Here is a 17,311-nt window from a genome sequence, read left to right as displayed (position 1 = left end):
ATGCGTTTCGTCGTTTTCGCCGAGCAGCGGCTCGGCCTCGTCGATGGCGATACCGTCATCGATGTCACCTCACTGGTCCCCGGACCTGATACTGCTGCAGGTCCTTTGGACCGGTTGATCAACAACGCGGGTGCACTCGGCACGTTCTCGCAAGCGGCGCTGAGCGATTTGCCCCGTCATCCGATAGACGAGGTGATACTCCAGGCGCCGCTGCCCAGGCCGGCGAAGGTCATCGGTGCACCGGTAAACTACGTGGACCACAAGATCGAGATGTCCGAGCAGCGGTCGATCGCTGACCTCGGCGTATTCCTCAAAGCGTCCTCATCGGTCATCGGTCCTGGCGGGACGGTGATCATGCCATACAACGACATGCGCACCGACCAGGAGGGAGAACTCGTCGTCGTGATCGGGCGTACCGCTCGTCACGTCGACGCCGCAGACGCACTGGACTACGTGTTCGGCTACAGCTGTGGTCTGGACATGACCGTCCGCTCCACAGAGGACCGGTCGACGCGCAAGTCGTTCGACACCTTCAGCCCGCTGGGCCCGTGGGTTGTCACGGCAGACGAGGTCTCCGATCCAAGAGATCTCACCCTGCAGACGCGGGTGAACGGCGCGCTCCGGCAAGATGTTTCGATAAGTGACTTGATCTTCGGCATTCCCGAACTCATCGCCTACACGAGTTCTGTGATGACTCTGTGGCCCGGCGACGTCATCTTCACCGGCACCCCTGCAGGCGTCGGCCCGGTCACGAACGGGGATCTGATCGAGGTCACGGTAAGCGACATCGGCACCCTCGCCGTCACGGTATCCGACGAGCAGGCTGTCAATTACGCGGATCGGCCCGGCTGGAGCGCCGTGTCACCGACGCCGAAGCTGGTGAGTAGCGAATAGGACAGACATGAGCATCGACGCCGATTCTGTCCCTGCTGGGGGACCACCGAATGTGTTTGATGCCAGCTTGCCTGATCTGGACTATTACCAGCTGTCCACCTTCGAAGAGGTCCACCGGCGGATTGCCCAGGCACGTGAGGTCGCACCGATCGCGCTTGGGCCGCTTGGGCCGGAGTGCCTGACTTACGAGTTGGTGCGTGCAGTGCTGCGTGATGTCCGGTTTATCGCAGTGCCGGGCTTCGGGATCGGCCTGCAGGGGGTCAGCAGTGGACCGCTCTGGGACAGAGTGACCAAGGTGATCACGTGTATGGAGGGCGAGGATCACCGTAGGTTGCGTCAGCTGGTGTCCAAAGGGTTCGCGCCGCGCAGCGTTGCCCGGTTGGAGTCGTTCATCGCCGGTCTCATCTCGGAGCTCGTGGCCCCTCATGTTGCGGCAGGACAGTGTGATGTCGTCACTGACATCAGCCGGCCCTATCCGACACCAGTTATCTGTGAACTGATCGGCGCACCTCGCAAAGACTGGGGCCGGTTCTCTGACTGGACCGATGAATTCGCGAAGATATTCGCGCACAACGTAGTCGAAGATGCCCCGGATATCCTCGCCGCCTGGGAGGCGATGGATATCCACATCGAGGGCCTCGTCGCGGCACGACGAGAAGCGCCGGCCGACGACGTGATCTCAGAATTGGTGCGCTCCGAGGCCGACGACCACATCAGTCACAGCGAGTTGCTGGTGATGATCATGACGTTCTTGGCGGCCGGTTCCGACACCACACGCAATCAACTGGGTGCCAGTGTGGACGTGTTGTGCGACCACCCCGAACAATGGGAAATCCTCGCCGATAGGCCCGATTTGGTGCCCGTAGCGGTGGAGGAGTTGTTGCGCTACTCGCCGGTCTTCCTGCATGCGCCGCGGGTGGCCATTGAGGACGTTACGTTGGGGGGCGTCACGATTCCGGCCGGCACCGTCGTGAATGCGAACCTTGCGGCGGCAAACCGGGATCCGGCCGTGTTTCCCGATCCGGACCGACTGGATATCTTGCGAGACGGTTCGGCCCCGATGATGACGTTCGGCGGGGGTACACACAACTGTCTCGGAGCACACCTGGCCAGACTTGAGCTGGTTGGGGCGCTGCGGGTGATCGCTCGGCGGATGCCGAAGCTACGGCGCAGCGGGCCGGCGCCTTGGAAACCGTTCGTGGGCATGACCGGCCCCGTGACGCTACCTGTGGAGTTCGAGCCCGGTCACTGATCGATTGCTGAGCGGCACACCGGTAGCAGCTGTCGAATTCGGATACAGGTGCGCTGCTGATCGTTGGATCCCGTCAGGAGGCTGCAATGTTCTACGGTCGTTTGGCCAATCCCGCGTCCACCATCGGCACGGACCCCCGGTCTGATCCGCGCATGGTCAAGGCCTTGGCGCCGTTCGGACTGGACGGTCGCGCACCATCGCCTGAGATTGGCGTGGATGCGCCTCTTTCGGAACGACTCGCGTTGGTGGCGACGACCGAGAGGGGTTTGGGCGCCGTTTTCGACACGCTGGGAGAAGCGATCCCGGTGGTCGACGGAGTCACAACCACGTCGACGACCATATCCGGCAGCGACGGTAACGTCGTGACCCTGTACATCAGCCGTCCCGATGGCCGCGGTGACGCGTTGCCCGGTGTGGTGCACATTCATGGCGGTGCGATGGCCATGTGCAGTGCCACCGATATCAGCTATTGCCGCGTGCGCGAATACCTCGCTGGCACAGGGGTAGTCGTCATCGGTGTCGAGTTTCGCAATTCGGGTGGAAGGCTGGGGCCCCACCCGTATCCGGCGGGTTTGAACGACTGCGCTGCGGCCATCCGTTGGGCAGCCGAGAGTAAGACCGACCTCGGGATCACCCATATCGTCGTGTCTGGCGAGTCGGGCGGCGGTAATCTCAGCCTGGCTGTCGTGCACAAGGCCAAACGCGAAGGGTGGCTGCACGAGATCGCCGGGGTCTACGCTCAATGCCCTGCGATATCGAATGCCTATGTCGAACAGCCCGCAAACCTGCCCTCGCTGAAGGAAAACGACGAATACTTCATCAGTTGCCGGTTGGCGGCGCTGTTTATGTCGGTCTATGACCCGGATGGGCTGCATGCCTTCGATCCGGCGTGCTTCGCGGCGACAGCGATAGACGAGGATCTGATCGCGCTTCCGCCCCACGTGATTTCGGTAAACGAACTCGACCCGGCCCGCGATGAGGGGCTTGCCTACTATCGCAGGCTGGTTCGGGCAGGAGTGCCCGCGATCGGGCGAATGGTTGCAGGCACCTGCCACAGTGGCGACATACTTCTGGCGGGTGCCCTGCCGGAGGTATTCGATGCGACGATGCGTGATGTGAGCGGTTTCGCGTGGCGATGCAGCCGCTATCACCGGTGTGAACCGATACCGGCACAGCCGATTTCACCAGGTGACGGACAGTGACTGCAGCGCTGTCAGGATCCGGTGTGCCCGCCGGTTCTGCAGCTGTTCACCTTCCCCTAGTCGCAGATCCGGCAGCCGCCGGATCAAGCACTCAAGGGCGACCCGTCCCTCCATTCGGGCCAGCGGGGCACCGAGACAGAAGTGGGTCCATTTCCCCAAGCTGAAGTGCTTGTTCACATCCTGACGTTCGAGGCTGAAGGTGTCCGGATCGCTGAAGACGGTCTCGTCCCGCATTGCCGAAGCGAAAGCCAGGATGACTGTAGATCCCTGCGGTATCGGGATTCCGGCCAGGACAGTGTCCCGCGTGACATACCTGCGCAGACCTCGAGCCGGGCTCTCGGCTCGGAGAGCCTCCTCGATCACCATCGGCACCAAACCCGGGTCGGCTTTGACCTTCTCCCAGAGTGCCCGATCACGCAGCAAGGCGAAGATGGCAGCGCCGATGAGGCTTGCGGAGTTTTCGAAGCCGGCGAAGAAGAGATTCGACACCAGCCGCACGACCTCCCGGGTCGTCAGCGCCGGTGAGCTATCGTCCGATGTTGCGGTGACCAGTCTCGAGGTGAGGTCGTTGCCAGGCGTTTCCCGCTTGTGCGCTATGAACGCACGGAGCCAGGTGTCGTAGGCGAGTACCCGCTCGGCTGCGGCTCGCCGCTGTGCTGCAGGCACAGATGGTGACCCCGCCTCGGTTGCTTCTACCAGCCCCCCCGCCAACCGTCCGAAGTTGGCGACTTCCTCCGTTGGGATACCCATGATGCCGCAGATCATTTGCATCGTGAGCGGCTGTGCGAACTCCTGGTAGAGGTCGGCTGATCGGGCACCGATGAAGCCGTCGACCAGCTCGTCGGCCAATCGACGTGCTTCGGGTTCGTACTCCGCGACTGCCTTGGCGGTGAAGGCCCTCTGCGCGAAGCCGCGCAGCCGAGAATGCTCTGGCGGATCCGTGTTCACCAGGGGCTCACCGCGGGGGTCTCCGTCGGGCAGCAACTCCTCGATTTCGTTCACCTGCTGGAACTCGATGACGTTGCGCGACGAATAGGTTGCGGTGTCTCGCAATGCCGTGAGGCAGTTGTCGTACCGCGTCACCCACCATTCGTCGACTTCGGGGACGTAGAAGACGGGCGCGGCTTTCCGGGCTTGGGAGAGCCATGGGTGCGGGTCGCGGAGTTGCTCGGGATTCAGGGGGTCGAACGGGCACTCGTTGACAACAGGTGGCCGGGCAACCTCGTTTGTGCCTGTCATTTCTTCCTTTTTCTTGCGGTGGTTCGGAGCGGTTGAATTCGGGTCGTGCGAGCGATGGCCGCAAGGCGCGAGGCTGCTTGGCCGACGTCCGCCGAGAACGCCGAACACCGCCAAATACGTTGTCAGACATCAGGCCACACCAATCGGCGCTGTCCGAAAACTCGGGCCTCGACAAGTTCCACGACGACCGGAGTTGACTGTGGGTCAACAGTAGATCGGCCCGTGGAGAGCCGTCAACGAATTGACAACATCGGCCACGCGCGTGTCGACACTGGTCCACATGGTTGATGTCCGCGACGGCGATGCCCGGCCGCCTGAATGGGGCCGGCAATCCGGCGGCTTGGCGATCGCGGTCAGTGGCATGCCTCACTTGACAACACCGGTAGTGATCCACGTAATATTTGACTGTGAGTCAATGTTGGCTTCCATGCTTTATAGACATTGCATGTGATGACGTCAACACCCGGTTTGCCCGCGGGATCGGCGGGCCGGAGCGTCCGGTGTGCGTCATCGGAGGGCGACGATTGTCACGGGACAACCAGTAAGAGTGGGACGGGGCGCTGCGCCCGAGGTCTGAGAGTGAGAAGCAACGAAATGGCTACCGAAGACTTGCGATTCGACGGGCAAGTAGCAGTTGTTACCGGCGCTGGTGCCAACCCCGGCCTCGGCCGGTCTTATGCGCTTTTCCTGGCATCACGCGGCGCCAAGGTCGTGGTGAACGATCTCGGCGTCGGACCGGACGGCAGTGGTGCTGTCGGCACAGGCGTCGAGGCGGTGGTCGAGGAGATCAACAGCAACGGCGGCGAGGCTGTCGGTGATGGTCACTCGGTTGCCGAACCCGAGAGCGCCAAGGAGATCGTCGGTCAGGCAATCGACCGGTGGGGCCGGGTCGACATCGTCATCAACAATGCCGGCATCGCCCCCTTCGGCGGCTTCGATCAGCTTGCCGACGACCTCATCAGTCGCGTGGTAGGGGTTCACCTGATGGGTCATATCTGGATGTGCCGCGCAGCATGGCCGCATATGGCAGAGCAGGGCTACGGGCGTCTGGTCAACGTCAGTTCGGGCGTCGCGGTGATGGGAATGGCCAACCAGTCGATCTACGCTGCGTCCAAGCTCGGCATTGTCGGCCTCACCCGCGTACTGGCCGCCGAGGGGGCTGAGCTGGGAATCAAGGCAAACGCGATCATGCCGATGGCGAGCACCCTGGCGCTGGAGAAGCTGACCCCGCCGGGATTCAACGACCAGATCCGCGATTCGGGCCAGGTACCTGAAGTGGTCGCGCCGGTTGTCGCATACCTGGCCCACCGGGAGTGCAGTGTGTCCGGCAAGGTGATCGACGCGAAGGCGGGAGCGGTCAGTGAGGTCTTCTTCGCGCAAACACGAGGTACCCGGCCCAATCCGAAGCTGACAGTCGAGGACGTTCGCGACGTTTTCGCTGAAGCCGTCGATCGTTCCGTGTTCACCGCCTTCGACGACTACGTGGGTGATCTGTCGCAGTCCCCGGAAGAAGTTGTCGCGGCAGCTTCTCAATGATCGGACTCTTGCCATGATCAGCCCCTCGTGGCCCAAACCGGTACCGCATATTTAGGAGGATCTTGTGACTACTATCGACCGTCCGGTCACTGAAGACGGCAGCTTGACGAACGGACATCTCGACAGGTTGCTTGCGGAGATGGATCGAGACCTGGTGCGCGGTATGGTCTCGCCCCAGGCATTCAACGACCCCGAAGTGCATCGCGCGGAACTCGAGAGGATCTTCACCCGATGCTGGGTGTTTGTCGGTCACGTCTCGGAGATACCGAATTGCGGAGACTACGTTCTGCGTTATGTCGGAGAGGACCAATTCATCCTGGTCCGCGACGAGAACAACCAGATTCAACTGCTTCTGAACAACTGCGCGCACCGTGCCACTGCGGTGTGCCGAGCGGAAAAGGGAAACACCTCCCACTTCCGCTGCCCCTACCACGGATGGATCTACAAGAATTCCGGTGAGTGGAACGGTGCGCCCAAGCGCAGGCAGACCTATCGCGCGTTGAATCCTGCTGAATGGGGCCTGCAGAGGGCACCCTTGGTTGACGTCTATCAGGGGCTGATCTTCGCCTGTCTGGACCCGAACGCAGTGTCGTTGCGCGAGTATCTCGGCGATATGGCCTGGTACCTGGATGTGACGTTCGGTATCCAGGAACAGGGGATGAAGGTCTTCGCCGACGCCCAGCGATGGATGGTGCCGGGAAACTGGAAGTCAGGCGCCGACAACTTCGTGGGCGATGCATTTCACGTGCAATCGGCGCACCGGTCGGCCGAAGAGATCGGCATCATCCAGAACATCAGTTCGACCACGGATACGGTCCATCTGGTTGCCGTCGACGGTGGCCACGGCATCTTGTCGCACGAGCGGATCCTGCCGGAGCCGTGGGGCGTACAGAACTATCCTCCGGACGTCGCGGCCCTGTTCGATCTGAACCGGGTGGATGCCAACCAGCGCAAGTTCTTGGACAAGTACTTCGTCATCGGGTTCAACGTCTTCCCGAACTTCGGGATGGTTTCGACCATCGGGCCGGGCGAGGACGGAATGCCGATCGTGTACACGTCGCTGCGGCAGTACCAGCCGCGCGGGCCGGAGAAGTTCGAGCTGTGGACGTGGCCGATGGTGTGGTCCGCTGCGCCTGCGGAATTCAACGAGGCGTCGCACCACGCCGCAGTGCAGAACTTCGGCGCGGCTGGGCTGTTCGAGCAGGATGACACCGTCGTATGGGCGGGCGCCGCCAGCGCCGGTCGGTCGCCGTTCGCGCGTAAGTTCATGAAGCTCAACTACCAGCTCGGCTTGGACGGGATGAGCGATTTCGAGCCGCTTCCGGATTGGCCGGGGCCCGGCTTCGCCAGCACCACCGGTTACGGAGAGCGAAATCAGCGCCAGTTCTGGCAGCACTGGCGCAAAGTGCTTGGACAGGCCTGAGTGGGCGGAAGGGACCAGCAATGACAACAGTGGAGCAGAGCGAGCCGGTTCGCACCAGCTTTGAAACCGAACGCGCATGTACAGATTTCCTCTACGCCGAGGTCGAGTTGCTCGATGACAACGACTACTCGGCATGGCTTGATACTTGTGTCTCGAAGGATCTGGTCTATCTGATCCCTACCCGAACCACGCGCCAGCGTGCTTCCGGCATATCGGAATTCAGCACCAAGGGCTACCACGTACGCGACAGCTACGCGGGAATGCGCCTGCGTGTCAATCGGCTGGCCACCGAGCACGCCTATGCGGAAGATCCGCCTTCGCGAACCCGTCGATTCGTGACCAACATCCGCGTTCGGGCGGTGTCGGACACCGAAGCCGAGGTGAACAGCAATATCTTGGTGCACCGGTCTCAGGGTGATACGGCTGATTACGACCTGATCGCGGCGGGCCGGCGGGACGTTCTGCGAATCGAAGAGGGTCAGTGGCGGCTCTTGCGGCGTGTCGTACTCCTCAACCACACCATATTGCCGACGCCCAACCTCGGTATCGTGTTCTGAGCCATGGCCTCCGTCGAGTACGGCGACGAGCCGTCCATCCAGATCTCGAACGAGTTCGCTGACATCAGAATCCGCAAGGTGTATACCCGCAACGGCGAGCGGCTGCAGATCGAAGCTCCGCGCCGGGGCTACCGGATACTTCTCGACGCGGTGCAATTGGAAGCACTCACGTGGCAGACACCCGATACATTTTCGCAGTTCTTACGGGCTTCTGTGGGCCGCGACGATGAGTGACGGTGTGTCTTTGGCCGTCATATGGCGACGTTGACTGTGAATCACCCTGCGCAACAAGGGGTTGATGATCCTGAGCTGATTGACCCGAGCTGTGAATGCATTGGTGTCGCCGGTGGGGCAGTTTCGCCGCGGAACGATTGAGCTTGGGAGAAACGATGTCTGGCACAGCGCACCGCCGCGCAACAACGACGCCGACGGTTGCATTGGTCACGGGCGCCACCAAGGGAATCGGCCTGGAAACGGCGCGCCAACTGGCGGCAGCCGGCTGCACGGTACTGATAGGTGCCCGCGACGCGGTCGTTGGTTGTGAGCGTGCCGATGAGTTGCGCCGCGAAGGGTTCGACGTGGTCTCGATCTCACTGGACGTGACTGACGCCGCCAGCATCGCGCGGGCTGAGTCGTGGATTCGAGATACCTACGGCCGCTTAGACATACTTGTCAACAACGCCGGCGTGCTGTTGGAGGCGGACCTGGCGAAGGCTGCGGAGTCCATCGACAGCATGTTCTTGAAGCCTTTCGACGTGTCGACAGACATCCTCCTGCAGACGTTCCAGGTCAACACTTTTGGGCCGATCGCGGTAGCCAACGCGATGCTGCCGTTGCTGCGTAAGTCGGAGGACGCAAGGATCCTCAACGTCTCCAGTGCCCTGGCCAGCTTCGACCGTGCGAAGGCGATGGCAGCGAAGGCCGTGGGCGCGACGGGTGATGACCCGCCATATCCAAACATTTTGGCCTACAACAGTTCCAAGGCTGCTCTAAACGCTGCGACGATGCAGTTGGTGATAGCGCTGCGCGGCACCGGCATCAGGGTGAACTGCGTCGACCCTGGACATTGCGCCACGGATATCAACGGGCACACCGGCGAGCGGTCGGCGGCCGATGCGGCTGAGGTCATCTGTGAGCGGTTACTAGACGGCGGCGACGCAACGGGCAAGTTCTGGGATCAAGACGGGGAGGCGCCATGGTAGGGCCTGGCGAGATGTCTGCGTGGCCGAGAGTTTCCGATAGACCGATCCGACACTAGTGAAAGGCCGATGCGTTGAGGTTGATCTGCATCGAAGAGCACGCCATCGACGACACCTTCAATCGGGCGGCGGAAGCGACGATGAACCGCGAAGCGCCCTACATGTCACAGCTGAACGTGTCGGCCGCCGGTTCGCCGGAAGCACCGCCGTCATCTATGCCGACGATGTTGCCGATGGCGCAGGCAGTAAACCTCGGCCGTGATCTCGGCGCCGGCCGGATCGATGCCATGGATTTGCACGGCATCGATATGCAGGTGGTCTCCTACAGCACGCCATCCCAGTTGGGCCCGGCCGAAACCGCGGTAGAGCTGGCCAGGGCGGCCAACGATCGGCTGGCTGCCGCCGTCGCGGCCAATCCCGATCGTCTCGCGGCATTCGCTGCGCTGCCATGGCAGGACCCGTCGGCGGCCGCGGAGGAATTGACGCGCTGCGTCGAATCGCTGGGTATGCGCGGTGTACTGCTGCTGGGGCGGCCGGGCGCCACGTTCCTCGACGATCTCCGCTACGAGCCGGTTCTGCAGCGCCTCAGTGAGCTGGGCCTCCCGCTGTATGTGCATCCGTTCTACCCCGTTCAGGACGTGCAGCGCAGCTACTACGCGGGATTCGCACCCGCGGTGGAAGCCGCGTTCTCCCTTGCCGGATGGGGTTGGCATCATGAATCAGGCGTTCACGTGCTGCGGATGATCCTGGGTGGGGTTTTCGAACGCCATCCGAATCTTCAGGTGATTTCCGGACATTGGGGCGAGATGGTTCCTTTTTTCCTGTCGCGCCTGGACGACGCCATGCCTGCATCGCTCACCGGTTTGTCGACAACCATCAGTGAGGTATACCGATCCCATGTCTTTGTGACGCCGGGCGGCCTACTCGACGAGCTCCAGTTCGACTACATCTACCGCTGTCTGGGCGCGGACCGGATCATCTGGTCTGCCGACTACCCGTATCTGAGCATGAACGGGCACCGAGAGTTTCTTGACGGGCTCGCAATCCCCGATGAGGACAAACACAAGATCACCCACGGAAATGCCGAGAAGCTACTCGGGGTCTGAGCTGGGCGGGCCGCTCCGATAGCAGCGCCGGGTCGTCCGGCCCGGCGTGCTTCGGGACTCAGCCTTCTCGGCCCGCAGAACTGACCGTCACCTGTGCAAGGCGTTCCTGCAAGTCTGCGATCGAGATACCAAAGGTCTGCAACACCCGTACCGTTCCTGCGGTCGGGTCGATCTCAAAGGTCGCGTAGTCGGTGTACACCCGGCTGACACAGCGCAGCCCCGTGAGCGGGTAGGTGCATTCCGGCACCAGCTTGGCTGCACCCTTTTTGTCGAACAGGTTCATCATCACGTAGACCTTTTTCGCGCCGATGGCCAGGTCCATGGCTCCTCCGACGGCGGGGATGGCGTCAGGCGCGCCGGTGTGCCAGTTGGCCAAGTCGCCGCGCGCGCTGACCTGGAAGGCGCCGAGGACGCACACGTCAAGGTGTCCGCCGCGCATCATCGCGAAGGAATCGGCGTGATGGAAGTAGGCCGCGCCTGCGGTTTCGGTGACCGGGATCTTGCCTGCGTTGATCAAGTCGGGATCGACTTCGGCGCCGATTGCCGCTCGGCCCATACCCAGCATGCCGTTCTCGGTGTGCAGCACAACGCCGGCCTCGGTCGGCAGGTAGTCGGCGACGAGGGTCGGTTGGCCGATTCCGAGGTTGACGTACGAACCCGCTGGAATGTCGCGGGCGATGACGGCTGCGAGTTCGGCGCGGTCCAGCGGACCGCGATCGAGATGCTCGACCAGCTTCGAGTTGGTGCGGATTGTCGTGCTCATGTGGTTACCTCGAGAATCCGGTCGACGTAGATACCGGGTGTGACAACGTTTTCGGGATCGATTTCGCCGGCATCGACGACGCGGGACACCTCGGCGATGGTGAGTGCTGCGGCGGTGGCCATCACCGGCCCGAAGTTCCGTGCCGTCTTGCGATAGACCAGATTTCCGGCTCGGTCGCCCACGTGGGCGCCGATCAATGCGACATCACCGTGAATCGGATACTCCAGTACATAGTCTCTGCCTTCGATCGTCCGTGCCTCCTTGCCTTCTGCCAGCGGTGTGCCGACGCCGGTCGGGCAGAAGAAAGCCCCGATGCCCGCGCCGGCGGCTCGCATCCGTTCGGCCAGATTGCCCTGAGGGACCACCTCAAGAGCGACCTTGCCCGCCCGGTACAGGGCGTCGAACACATAGGAATCGGTTTGCCGCGGAAACGAGCAGATCACCTTGGTGACCCGACCGGCGGCGAGCAGCGCCGCCAGTCCGCTGTCGCCGTTGCCCGCATTGTTGCTGACGATGGTGAGATCGCGCGCGCCCTGTTCGATCAACGCATCGATCAGTGTCGTGGGCATGCCGGCCATCCCGAAGCCTCCGACCAACACCGTTGCGCCGTCGGCGATACCTTCCATCGCCTCGGCGGCGGAGTCGCAGATCACCGTGCGACTCATAGCGCGGTCCCGTCGTACTCGGCGAGTGCCTGGCTGGCGATTCGGAATGCCGTATTCGCGTCTGGCACACCGCAATAGATCGCGGTCTGCAACAGCACCTCCTTGATTTCGTCCGTGGTGAGGCCATTGCGGCGCGCTGCGCGCACGTGCATCGCCAGCTCGTCATGGTGGCCGCGCGCCACCAGTGCCGTGAGCGTGACGATCGATCGGCTGCGCCGGTCGAGGCCGGGACGGGTCCAGATGGTCCCCCAAGCGTAACGCGTGATCAGATCCTGGAAATCGGAGGTGAATTCGCTGGTGTTCGCGATCGCCCGGTCGACATGCGCGTCGCCGAGCACGGCGCGTCGCACCGTCATACCCGCGTCGTACAGCGGGTCGGGCAACGCCATCTGCTCGACAATGAGATCGGCGACCTGCATGGGCACCTCGATGGGTGCCAGGTGTCCGACATCGTCCAACACCACCAGGCGCCCGTCCTTGACTCCGGAGGCGATGAGCGCCAGCGATTCGGGTGGTGTCGCAACGTCTTCGGCGCCGGCGACTGCCAGCAACGGCGTGGTCATCTCGCCGAGTCTCGCGGTCACGTCGAACTCGGCCAGTGCCTCACATGCTTGTGCGTACGATTCGTCGTCGCTGCGGCGCAGGGCATCCAGCAACTCGTCGGCGAGGTCCGGCCGGCGGTCGACGAAGCCGGCAGCGAACCAGCGCTGTCGGGCAGTCTCGACAATGGCCTCGGTGCCCGACGTGCGGACCGTGGCGGCACGGGTTGCCCAATCCTCCGGCCGGCCGATGACCGCGCCGGTGCACAGCAGCGTCGCGGTACGCACCCGCTCGGGTCGGTCGAGCAGGAGCTGCAGACCGACCGCCCCTCCGATGGAGTCGCCCGCATAGTGAAAGGTCGCTCCAGGAGCAATATCGTCGACGAGCGCGAGCACGGCAGCGGCCAGCTCAGGGATCCGGACCGGGCCTGCTGGGCTGTGGCCGTGGCCGGGCAGGTCCCAGGCCACCACATGTACGCGGCGGGCGAGGTGCTCGGCGGCCGACCCCCACAGCGATTCCGCCGAAGTACCCAACGACGGTCCGAGAATCAACAGCTCCGCACTGGGCGGTCCGCCGAAGTCGGTGCCGACCAACGGCGCGGTCATCTGGCCTCCTTCAGATAGTGGCGCGCGCGCTGTAGCGTTGCGCTGACGAGCTCGTCCGTCGCGCCGGTGTATTCGGGAAGTATCTGGCGGCCGGTCAATTCGGCCATCGTTCGCTGTTCGGCGAGGAGATCCCCGGCAGCAGCGAGATTGCCTTCCAGGCGATCGGGGTCGACGACCAACCCGGACAGTAATTCGCTGGTTTGCGCCCCGGCGACAACGGTGCGGCGGGCCAGCGTGCGCAGAGTGGCCCATTCGGTGTGCCAGCCGCCGTCGGCGCGCTCGTCGATGCTCGCGGCCGAGGCCGCGTGCAGGGTTGCGCCCAGCGGTGGCGCGGCCAGGGCGGCGCGGCGGACGAGCACGGACAGTACCGGGTTGTTCTTGTGCGGCATGGTCGACGATCGGCCGCCGTGCCGCTCCGAGAATTCGCCATTCTCGGCCCGGCTGGCGGTCGTGACGTCGTTGGCGATGTGCGCCCATGCGTCACAGCACGTCACCATGGCGTCTCCGGCCCGGGTGATCGACGCCCGGTTGGTGTGCCATGGGGGAGTATCCACAAGTCCCAGCTCCGCGGCGACGCGAGCGGCCAGTGCGATTGCACCGGCCGGGGTGCCGGTGAGCTCGGTCGCCGCGGCCATGGTTCCCGCAGCTCCGCCTACTTGCACCGGTGGGGTGGGCACGGCATTCACGGTTTCGGCGGCTTCCAGCACCGCGGCGAGCCAGTTTGCCATCTTCATGCCGACTGTGCTGGGCAATGCGGGCTGCGTCAACGTGCGCGCAAGCATCGGTACGTCGTGGTGCGTATCGGCCAGTCCAACCAGGGTGCCGACCTGGTTGGTGAGTTCGTCACGTATGCGGGTCAATGCGTCGCGCAGGCACAGCATGAGGGCAGTGTCGACGACATCCTGACTGGTCAAACCACGGTGCAGCCAGCGCGCGGTATCGGGGCCGGAGCGCTCGCGCAGTAGTTCGAGCAGCGCTCGCACCGGGTTGCCGTCGGCCTCGGCAGCAGCCGCCACCGGTCGGGCGTCATCCGGTGTGACAGTTGCGGTCAGGTCAGCGCGTGCCTCCACCGGTGCGACTCCGGCATCGACGAGGGCGCCGAGCCAGGCGTTCTCCACCGAGACCATCGCCGCCAGGTACGCCGCATCACTGAAGATCTCGTCCGCCCGGTGGTCACCCGGCCAGAACAAGTCCGTCACCGAGGTTCCCGGTACTGCAGGAAGACTGTTTCATCAGCGCCCTGCAGCCTGACGTCGAAGCGGAACCCTTGCTGCTCGGGAACCGCGATCAAGGTGTTGCGCCGCGCCTCGGGAATCGAGTTGAGCAGCGGATCGGCGTCCAGTCTCTCGTCGGGTAGGTAGGCGCGGGTGAACAGCCTGTTGAGCAAACCGCGGGCGAAAACCGTCACGGCGATGAAGGGCGCCGAATCATGCTGTGTAGCCGCAGGTTTCACGGTCGTGAAACTGTAGTGGCCGTCCGCGTCGGTGCTGGCTCGACCCCAACCGGTGAAGGTCCACCCGTCACGGTGCAGGGACCCGGTTGCCGAGCACACCCTCCCGTCGCCGTCGGCCTGCCATATCTCCAACAGTGCGTCAGGCACGGGTACTCCGGCGCCGTCGGTGACGACACCGTGGAACCGGATGGCGCCGGGAGAACCCGTCGGCACAAGCTCGTTGTCGCCCCCGAAAGGCAAGGCGTATCCGAAGAACGGCCCGATGGTCTGACCGGGTGTCGCTGTCAGTGCAGGCATCAGCGCTCCTCGAACGGCGTACGGGCCGAACCGGTCAGCACGATGTCCCATCGGTAGCCGGTCGCCCACTCATGGCTGGTGATGTCGTGGTCATAGGTGGCGACGAGTCGGTCGCGTGCCTTCTGGTCCGTAATCGACTGGTAGATCGGGTCGAGGCCGAACAGCGGATCGCCGGGGAAATACATCTGGGTGATCATCCGCTGCGTGAATTCGGTTCCGAACAGAGAGAAGTGGATGTGCGACGGACGCCACGCGTTGTGGTGATTGCGCCATGGATAGGGAGCGGGCTTGATCGTGGTGAAGCGGTAGACACCGTCGTCATCGGTCAGGCAGCGCCCTACGCCGGTGAAGTTGGGATCCAGCGGTGCGGGATGCTGATCGCGTTTGTGGATGTAGCGACCGGCGGCATTGGCTTGCCAGATCTCGAGAAGCTGGCGACGCACCGGCCTGCCGCTTCCGTCGACGACACGTCCGGTCACCGTGATCCGCTCACCGATGGGTTCACCTGTGTGTTGGATCGTCAGGTCCGCCTCGGCCGGAGCGACGTCACTGACTCCGAAACACGGCGCCCACAATTCGACCGATTCCGGGTCGGTGTGGTGCAACGGGTTGAGTGGATGGCGGAGGACGCTACTGCGGTAGGCCGGATAGTCGAGTCGCGGCTGGGTCTCCTCGACCCCGGAGAGTTCGTACGCGGCAGCAGTCGCCGCGATTTCTGCGCTGATCTCAGCCTGGGTCGCTGACGCGGCGTCAGGGGAGGTACCGACGATTGCTGTCATGTCCGAACGGTATCGCTGCCGGCACAGCCATCAAAGCCTAGAATTTCACTCAGTGGAAGGAGTGGCCATGGCGGGGAACACGTCGTCGCCTGGGGCGTCGGTCGCGTCCAGGCTGGTGGCCCTGCTCGGCGCCTTCGATGAGCAACATCGGAGTCTCACCTTGACCGATCTCGCACGTCGCGCCGGGGTGCCCGTGCCGACAGCACACCGCATGGTCGGTGCGCTCGTCGAAGGCGCCGTGTTACAGCGACTCGACGACCGTCGGTATGCGATCGGACGGCTGGTGTGGACAGCCGGACTTTTGGCACCGGTGCAAGGCCGGCTGCGGGAGACCGCGGAGCCGTTTCTGCACGATGTTTACGCCGCCACGATGGCCACGGTGCATTTGGCGGTGCGCGATGACAACCAGGTGCTGTATCTGCACAGGATGCAGGGTCAATCGTCAGTGCCGATAGTGAGCAAGGTTGGTAGTCGGCTACCGATGCACACCACCGGGGTGGGGAAAGTGTTGCTGGCTCATGCACCCGCCGACGTGCAGAATCGCGTACTGGCGAATTTGTCTCCGGCAACGCCGTACACGATTACGCATCCCGAAATGCTGAAGGCGCAGTTGGAGCGAATTCGCCGCGATGGTGAGGCGACGACCAGTGAGGAAATGTCATTGGGGGCGTGTTCACTGGCGGTACCGGTGATCCGTGCCTCCGATGGAGAGGTGGTGGCCGCAATAGGTGTGGTCGTGGCCAGCCTCAGGCGCGACCGCCAGCGATTCCTCGGTGCGCTTCAGGTCGCAGCTCGGGGCATCGGCCGGCGCCTCTGACCGCGCTCAAATCTCACGGTTGGCCGACGCTCGGGCGCATCCGCCTAGCCGAGGTGTTCGCCGATTTCTCGCGCTGCCTCCACGAGCAGTGCTGCCACCGCGCGGTACTGCGAGCTACCCAGCCGGTGAACCGGAGCCGAAACATTTAGCGCCAACAGCATTCCGGGTGCACGCGTGAGGATGGGCACGGCGACCGAGGCCACACCCTCCTCGCTCTGTTCGCGGTTGACTGCATAGCCCTGCTTCCGAATACGTTCGAGTTCGGTGTGCAACTCGGTTCTCGTGGCTACCGAGTGTGGGGTCACACGGACCAATTCTTCCTCGGGATACAGCTGGTCGACCTCGGTGTCGGAGAGCCGGGCCAAGAGTGCCTTTCCGGTGGAGGTGCAGTGCGCGGGCATCGTGCGACCGAGCCGGGAAGCCACTCGAACAGCTGCCGGTCCTTCCGTTGCGGCGATGAATCGAACGTTCGCGCCGTCGAGGATGCCGATATGGACTGACTCCTTGAGTCGTTCGCTGAGCTGGCGCATGACGGGTTTGGCTGTGCCCTCGACATCGATGCGACTGAAGACCGCGAATGCCACCCGAGCCAACGCGGGCCCGGGGTGGTATGCCTTCGACACCGGATCCTGGCGCACGAAACCTCGGTATTGCAGCATCGACAGCAGTCTGTGGGCCGTCGAGGATGCAACCCCGAGGTAGTTCGTTGCGTCCGTCAATCGGATCTGGGGTCGTTCACCAAGCAGCAAGATGAGTTTCAATGCCCTGTCGACAGACCCGATCGGATACTGCGGCACGAGGGCATCCGATTCGTTGCCGGGTCGGCCCGCGTTGTTCTGCATAGCCGAAACGATACCGTCGTTTCATGAGGAAAAGACCTGTTGGGCACGTCGCCGCGCGCTTCTCTTCTCTGTAATACAGAGGAAGGCATTGGGGTCGCCTTCCGATCATCCCTGGTCGCGGGACTATTCGCACGCTCATCTC

The 17,311-nt window shown here is 63.4% G+C and carries 18 protein-coding genes; 10 read left to right on the top strand and 8 right to left on the bottom strand.

The window, feature by feature from the left end; genetic code table 11:
- The 3 genes from E0T84_RS16190 to E0T84_RS16180 all read left to right on the top strand — a co-directional run bounded on the left by E0T84_RS16190 (position 1) and on the right by E0T84_RS16180 (position 3,348).
- Positions 1-894, top strand: coding sequence for a fumarylacetoacetate hydrolase family protein (locus E0T84_RS16190; RefSeq protein WP_138744924.1), 894 nt, complete (start codon positions 1-3; stop codon positions 892-894).
- 7 nt (positions 895-901) lie between these two features.
- The gene (locus E0T84_RS16185) at positions 902-2,146 is read left to right on the top strand and encodes a cytochrome P450 (RefSeq protein ID WP_138744923.1); all 1,245 of its coding nucleotides are present in this window, start codon (positions 902-904) and stop codon (positions 2,144-2,146) included.
- Positions 2,147-2,232: 86 nt separating this feature from the next.
- A complete protein-coding gene (locus E0T84_RS16180; RefSeq protein ID WP_138744922.1) occupies positions 2,233-3,348 on the top strand; it encodes an alpha/beta hydrolase fold domain-containing protein in 1,116 nt (371 codons plus the stop codon).
- Here the strand turns inward: E0T84_RS16180 and E0T84_RS16175 are convergent.
- Positions 3,328-4,587 (bottom strand): cytochrome P450, encoded by a 1,260-nt coding sequence (locus E0T84_RS16175; RefSeq protein ID WP_138744921.1) that lies wholly within the window; start codon positions 4,585-4,587, stop codon positions 3,328-3,330. The genes E0T84_RS16180 and E0T84_RS16175 overlap by 21 nt on opposite strands.
- A 594-nt stretch (positions 4,588-5,181) precedes the next feature.
- Between E0T84_RS16175 and E0T84_RS16170 the strand changes: the two genes are divergently transcribed.
- The 6 genes from E0T84_RS16170 (at position 5,182) to E0T84_RS16145 (ending at position 10,408) form a co-directional block, all read left to right on the top strand.
- Complete coding sequence (locus tag E0T84_RS16170; protein ID WP_171055048.1) at positions 5,182-6,123, top strand: SDR family NAD(P)-dependent oxidoreductase; 942 nt, start codon at positions 5,182-5,184, stop codon at positions 6,121-6,123.
- A gap of 64 nt (positions 6,124-6,187) precedes the next feature.
- Positions 6,188-7,546, top strand: coding sequence for a Rieske 2Fe-2S domain-containing protein (locus E0T84_RS16165; protein ID WP_249383652.1), 1,359 nt, complete (start codon positions 6,188-6,190; stop codon positions 7,544-7,546).
- 20 nt (positions 7,547-7,566) lie between these two features.
- Positions 7,567-8,103 carry an aromatic-ring-hydroxylating dioxygenase subunit beta gene (locus tag E0T84_RS16160; RefSeq protein WP_138744919.1) on the top strand — a complete coding sequence of 179 codons (537 nt, stop codon included), beginning with the start codon at positions 7,567-7,569 and terminating at the stop codon, positions 8,101-8,103.
- Between the two features lie 3 nt (positions 8,104-8,106).
- The gene (locus E0T84_RS16155; RefSeq protein WP_138744918.1) at positions 8,107-8,337 is read left to right on the top strand and encodes a dihydrodiol dehydrogenase; all 231 of its coding nucleotides are present in this window, start codon (positions 8,107-8,109) and stop codon (positions 8,335-8,337) included.
- Between the two features lie 203 nt (positions 8,338-8,540).
- The gene (locus E0T84_RS16150) at positions 8,541-9,305 is read left to right on the top strand and encodes an SDR family NAD(P)-dependent oxidoreductase (protein ID WP_212757712.1); all 765 of its coding nucleotides are present in this window, start codon (positions 8,541-8,543) and stop codon (positions 9,303-9,305) included.
- A gap of 71 nt (positions 9,306-9,376) precedes the next feature.
- Positions 9,377-10,408, top strand: a complete 1,032-nt coding sequence (locus tag E0T84_RS16145; protein WP_138744916.1) for an amidohydrolase family protein — start codon at positions 9,377-9,379, stop codon at positions 10,406-10,408.
- 58 nt (positions 10,409-10,466) lie between these two features.
- Here E0T84_RS16145 and E0T84_RS16140 read toward each other — a convergent pair whose 3' ends face one another.
- Genes E0T84_RS16140 through pcaH form a run of 6 tightly spaced genes read right to left on the bottom strand, consistent with a single transcriptional unit; the run spans position 10,467 to position 15,510 of the window.
- The gene (locus E0T84_RS16140) at positions 10,467-11,171 is read right to left on the bottom strand and encodes a 3-oxoacid CoA-transferase subunit B (RefSeq protein WP_138744915.1); all 705 of its coding nucleotides are present in this window, start codon (positions 11,169-11,171) and stop codon (positions 10,467-10,469) included.
- Positions 11,168-11,836: a 3-oxoacid CoA-transferase subunit A gene (locus tag E0T84_RS16135; RefSeq protein WP_138744914.1), complete on the bottom strand. Its 669-nt coding sequence runs from the start codon at positions 11,834-11,836 to the stop codon at positions 11,168-11,170. The genes E0T84_RS16140 and E0T84_RS16135 overlap by 4 nt, the downstream gene beginning before the upstream one ends.
- Complete coding sequence (gene pcaC / locus E0T84_RS16130) at positions 11,833-12,981, bottom strand: 4-carboxymuconolactone decarboxylase (RefSeq protein ID WP_138744913.1); 1,149 nt, start codon at positions 12,979-12,981, stop codon at positions 11,833-11,835. The genes E0T84_RS16135 and pcaC overlap by 4 nt, the downstream gene beginning before the upstream one ends.
- A complete protein-coding gene (locus E0T84_RS16125; protein WP_138744912.1) occupies positions 12,978-14,180 on the bottom strand; it encodes a lyase family protein in 1,203 nt (400 codons plus the stop codon). The genes pcaC and E0T84_RS16125 overlap by 4 nt, the downstream gene beginning before the upstream one ends.
- Positions 14,177-14,731, bottom strand: a complete 555-nt coding sequence (gene pcaG, locus E0T84_RS16120) for a protocatechuate 3,4-dioxygenase subunit alpha (protein ID WP_138744911.1) — start codon at positions 14,729-14,731, stop codon at positions 14,177-14,179. Before pcaG ends, E0T84_RS16125 begins: the two co-directional genes overlap by 4 nt.
- Complete coding sequence (gene pcaH / locus E0T84_RS16115) at positions 14,731-15,510, bottom strand: protocatechuate 3,4-dioxygenase subunit beta (RefSeq protein ID WP_138744910.1); 780 nt, start codon at positions 15,508-15,510, stop codon at positions 14,731-14,733. The genes pcaG and pcaH overlap by 1 nt, the downstream gene beginning before the upstream one ends.
- 67 nt (positions 15,511-15,577) lie before the next feature.
- On the opposite strand from pcaH, the gene E0T84_RS16110 reads away from it, so the two are divergent.
- A complete protein-coding gene (locus E0T84_RS16110; RefSeq protein ID WP_138744909.1) occupies positions 15,578-16,327 on the top strand; it encodes an IclR family transcriptional regulator in 750 nt (249 codons plus the stop codon).
- A 44-nt stretch (positions 16,328-16,371) separates the two neighbouring features.
- Here E0T84_RS16110 and E0T84_RS16105 read toward each other — a convergent pair whose 3' ends face one another.
- On the bottom strand, positions 16,372-17,169 hold the full coding sequence (locus E0T84_RS16105; RefSeq protein WP_138744908.1) for an IclR family transcriptional regulator: 798 nt from the start codon (positions 17,167-17,169) through the stop codon (positions 16,372-16,374).
- Positions 17,170-17,311: the final 142 nt, after the last annotated feature.

Origin of the sequence: Mycobacterium sp. DBP42, from assembly GCF_005924235.1 — a bacterium.
In the GTDB taxonomy this organism is placed as follows: Bacteria; Actinomycetota; Actinomycetes; order Mycobacteriales; family Mycobacteriaceae; genus Mycobacterium; species Mycobacterium syngnathidarum.
Note: the sequence above shows the minus strand (reverse complement) of the source record. Positions and strands in the feature narration are given on the sequence as shown.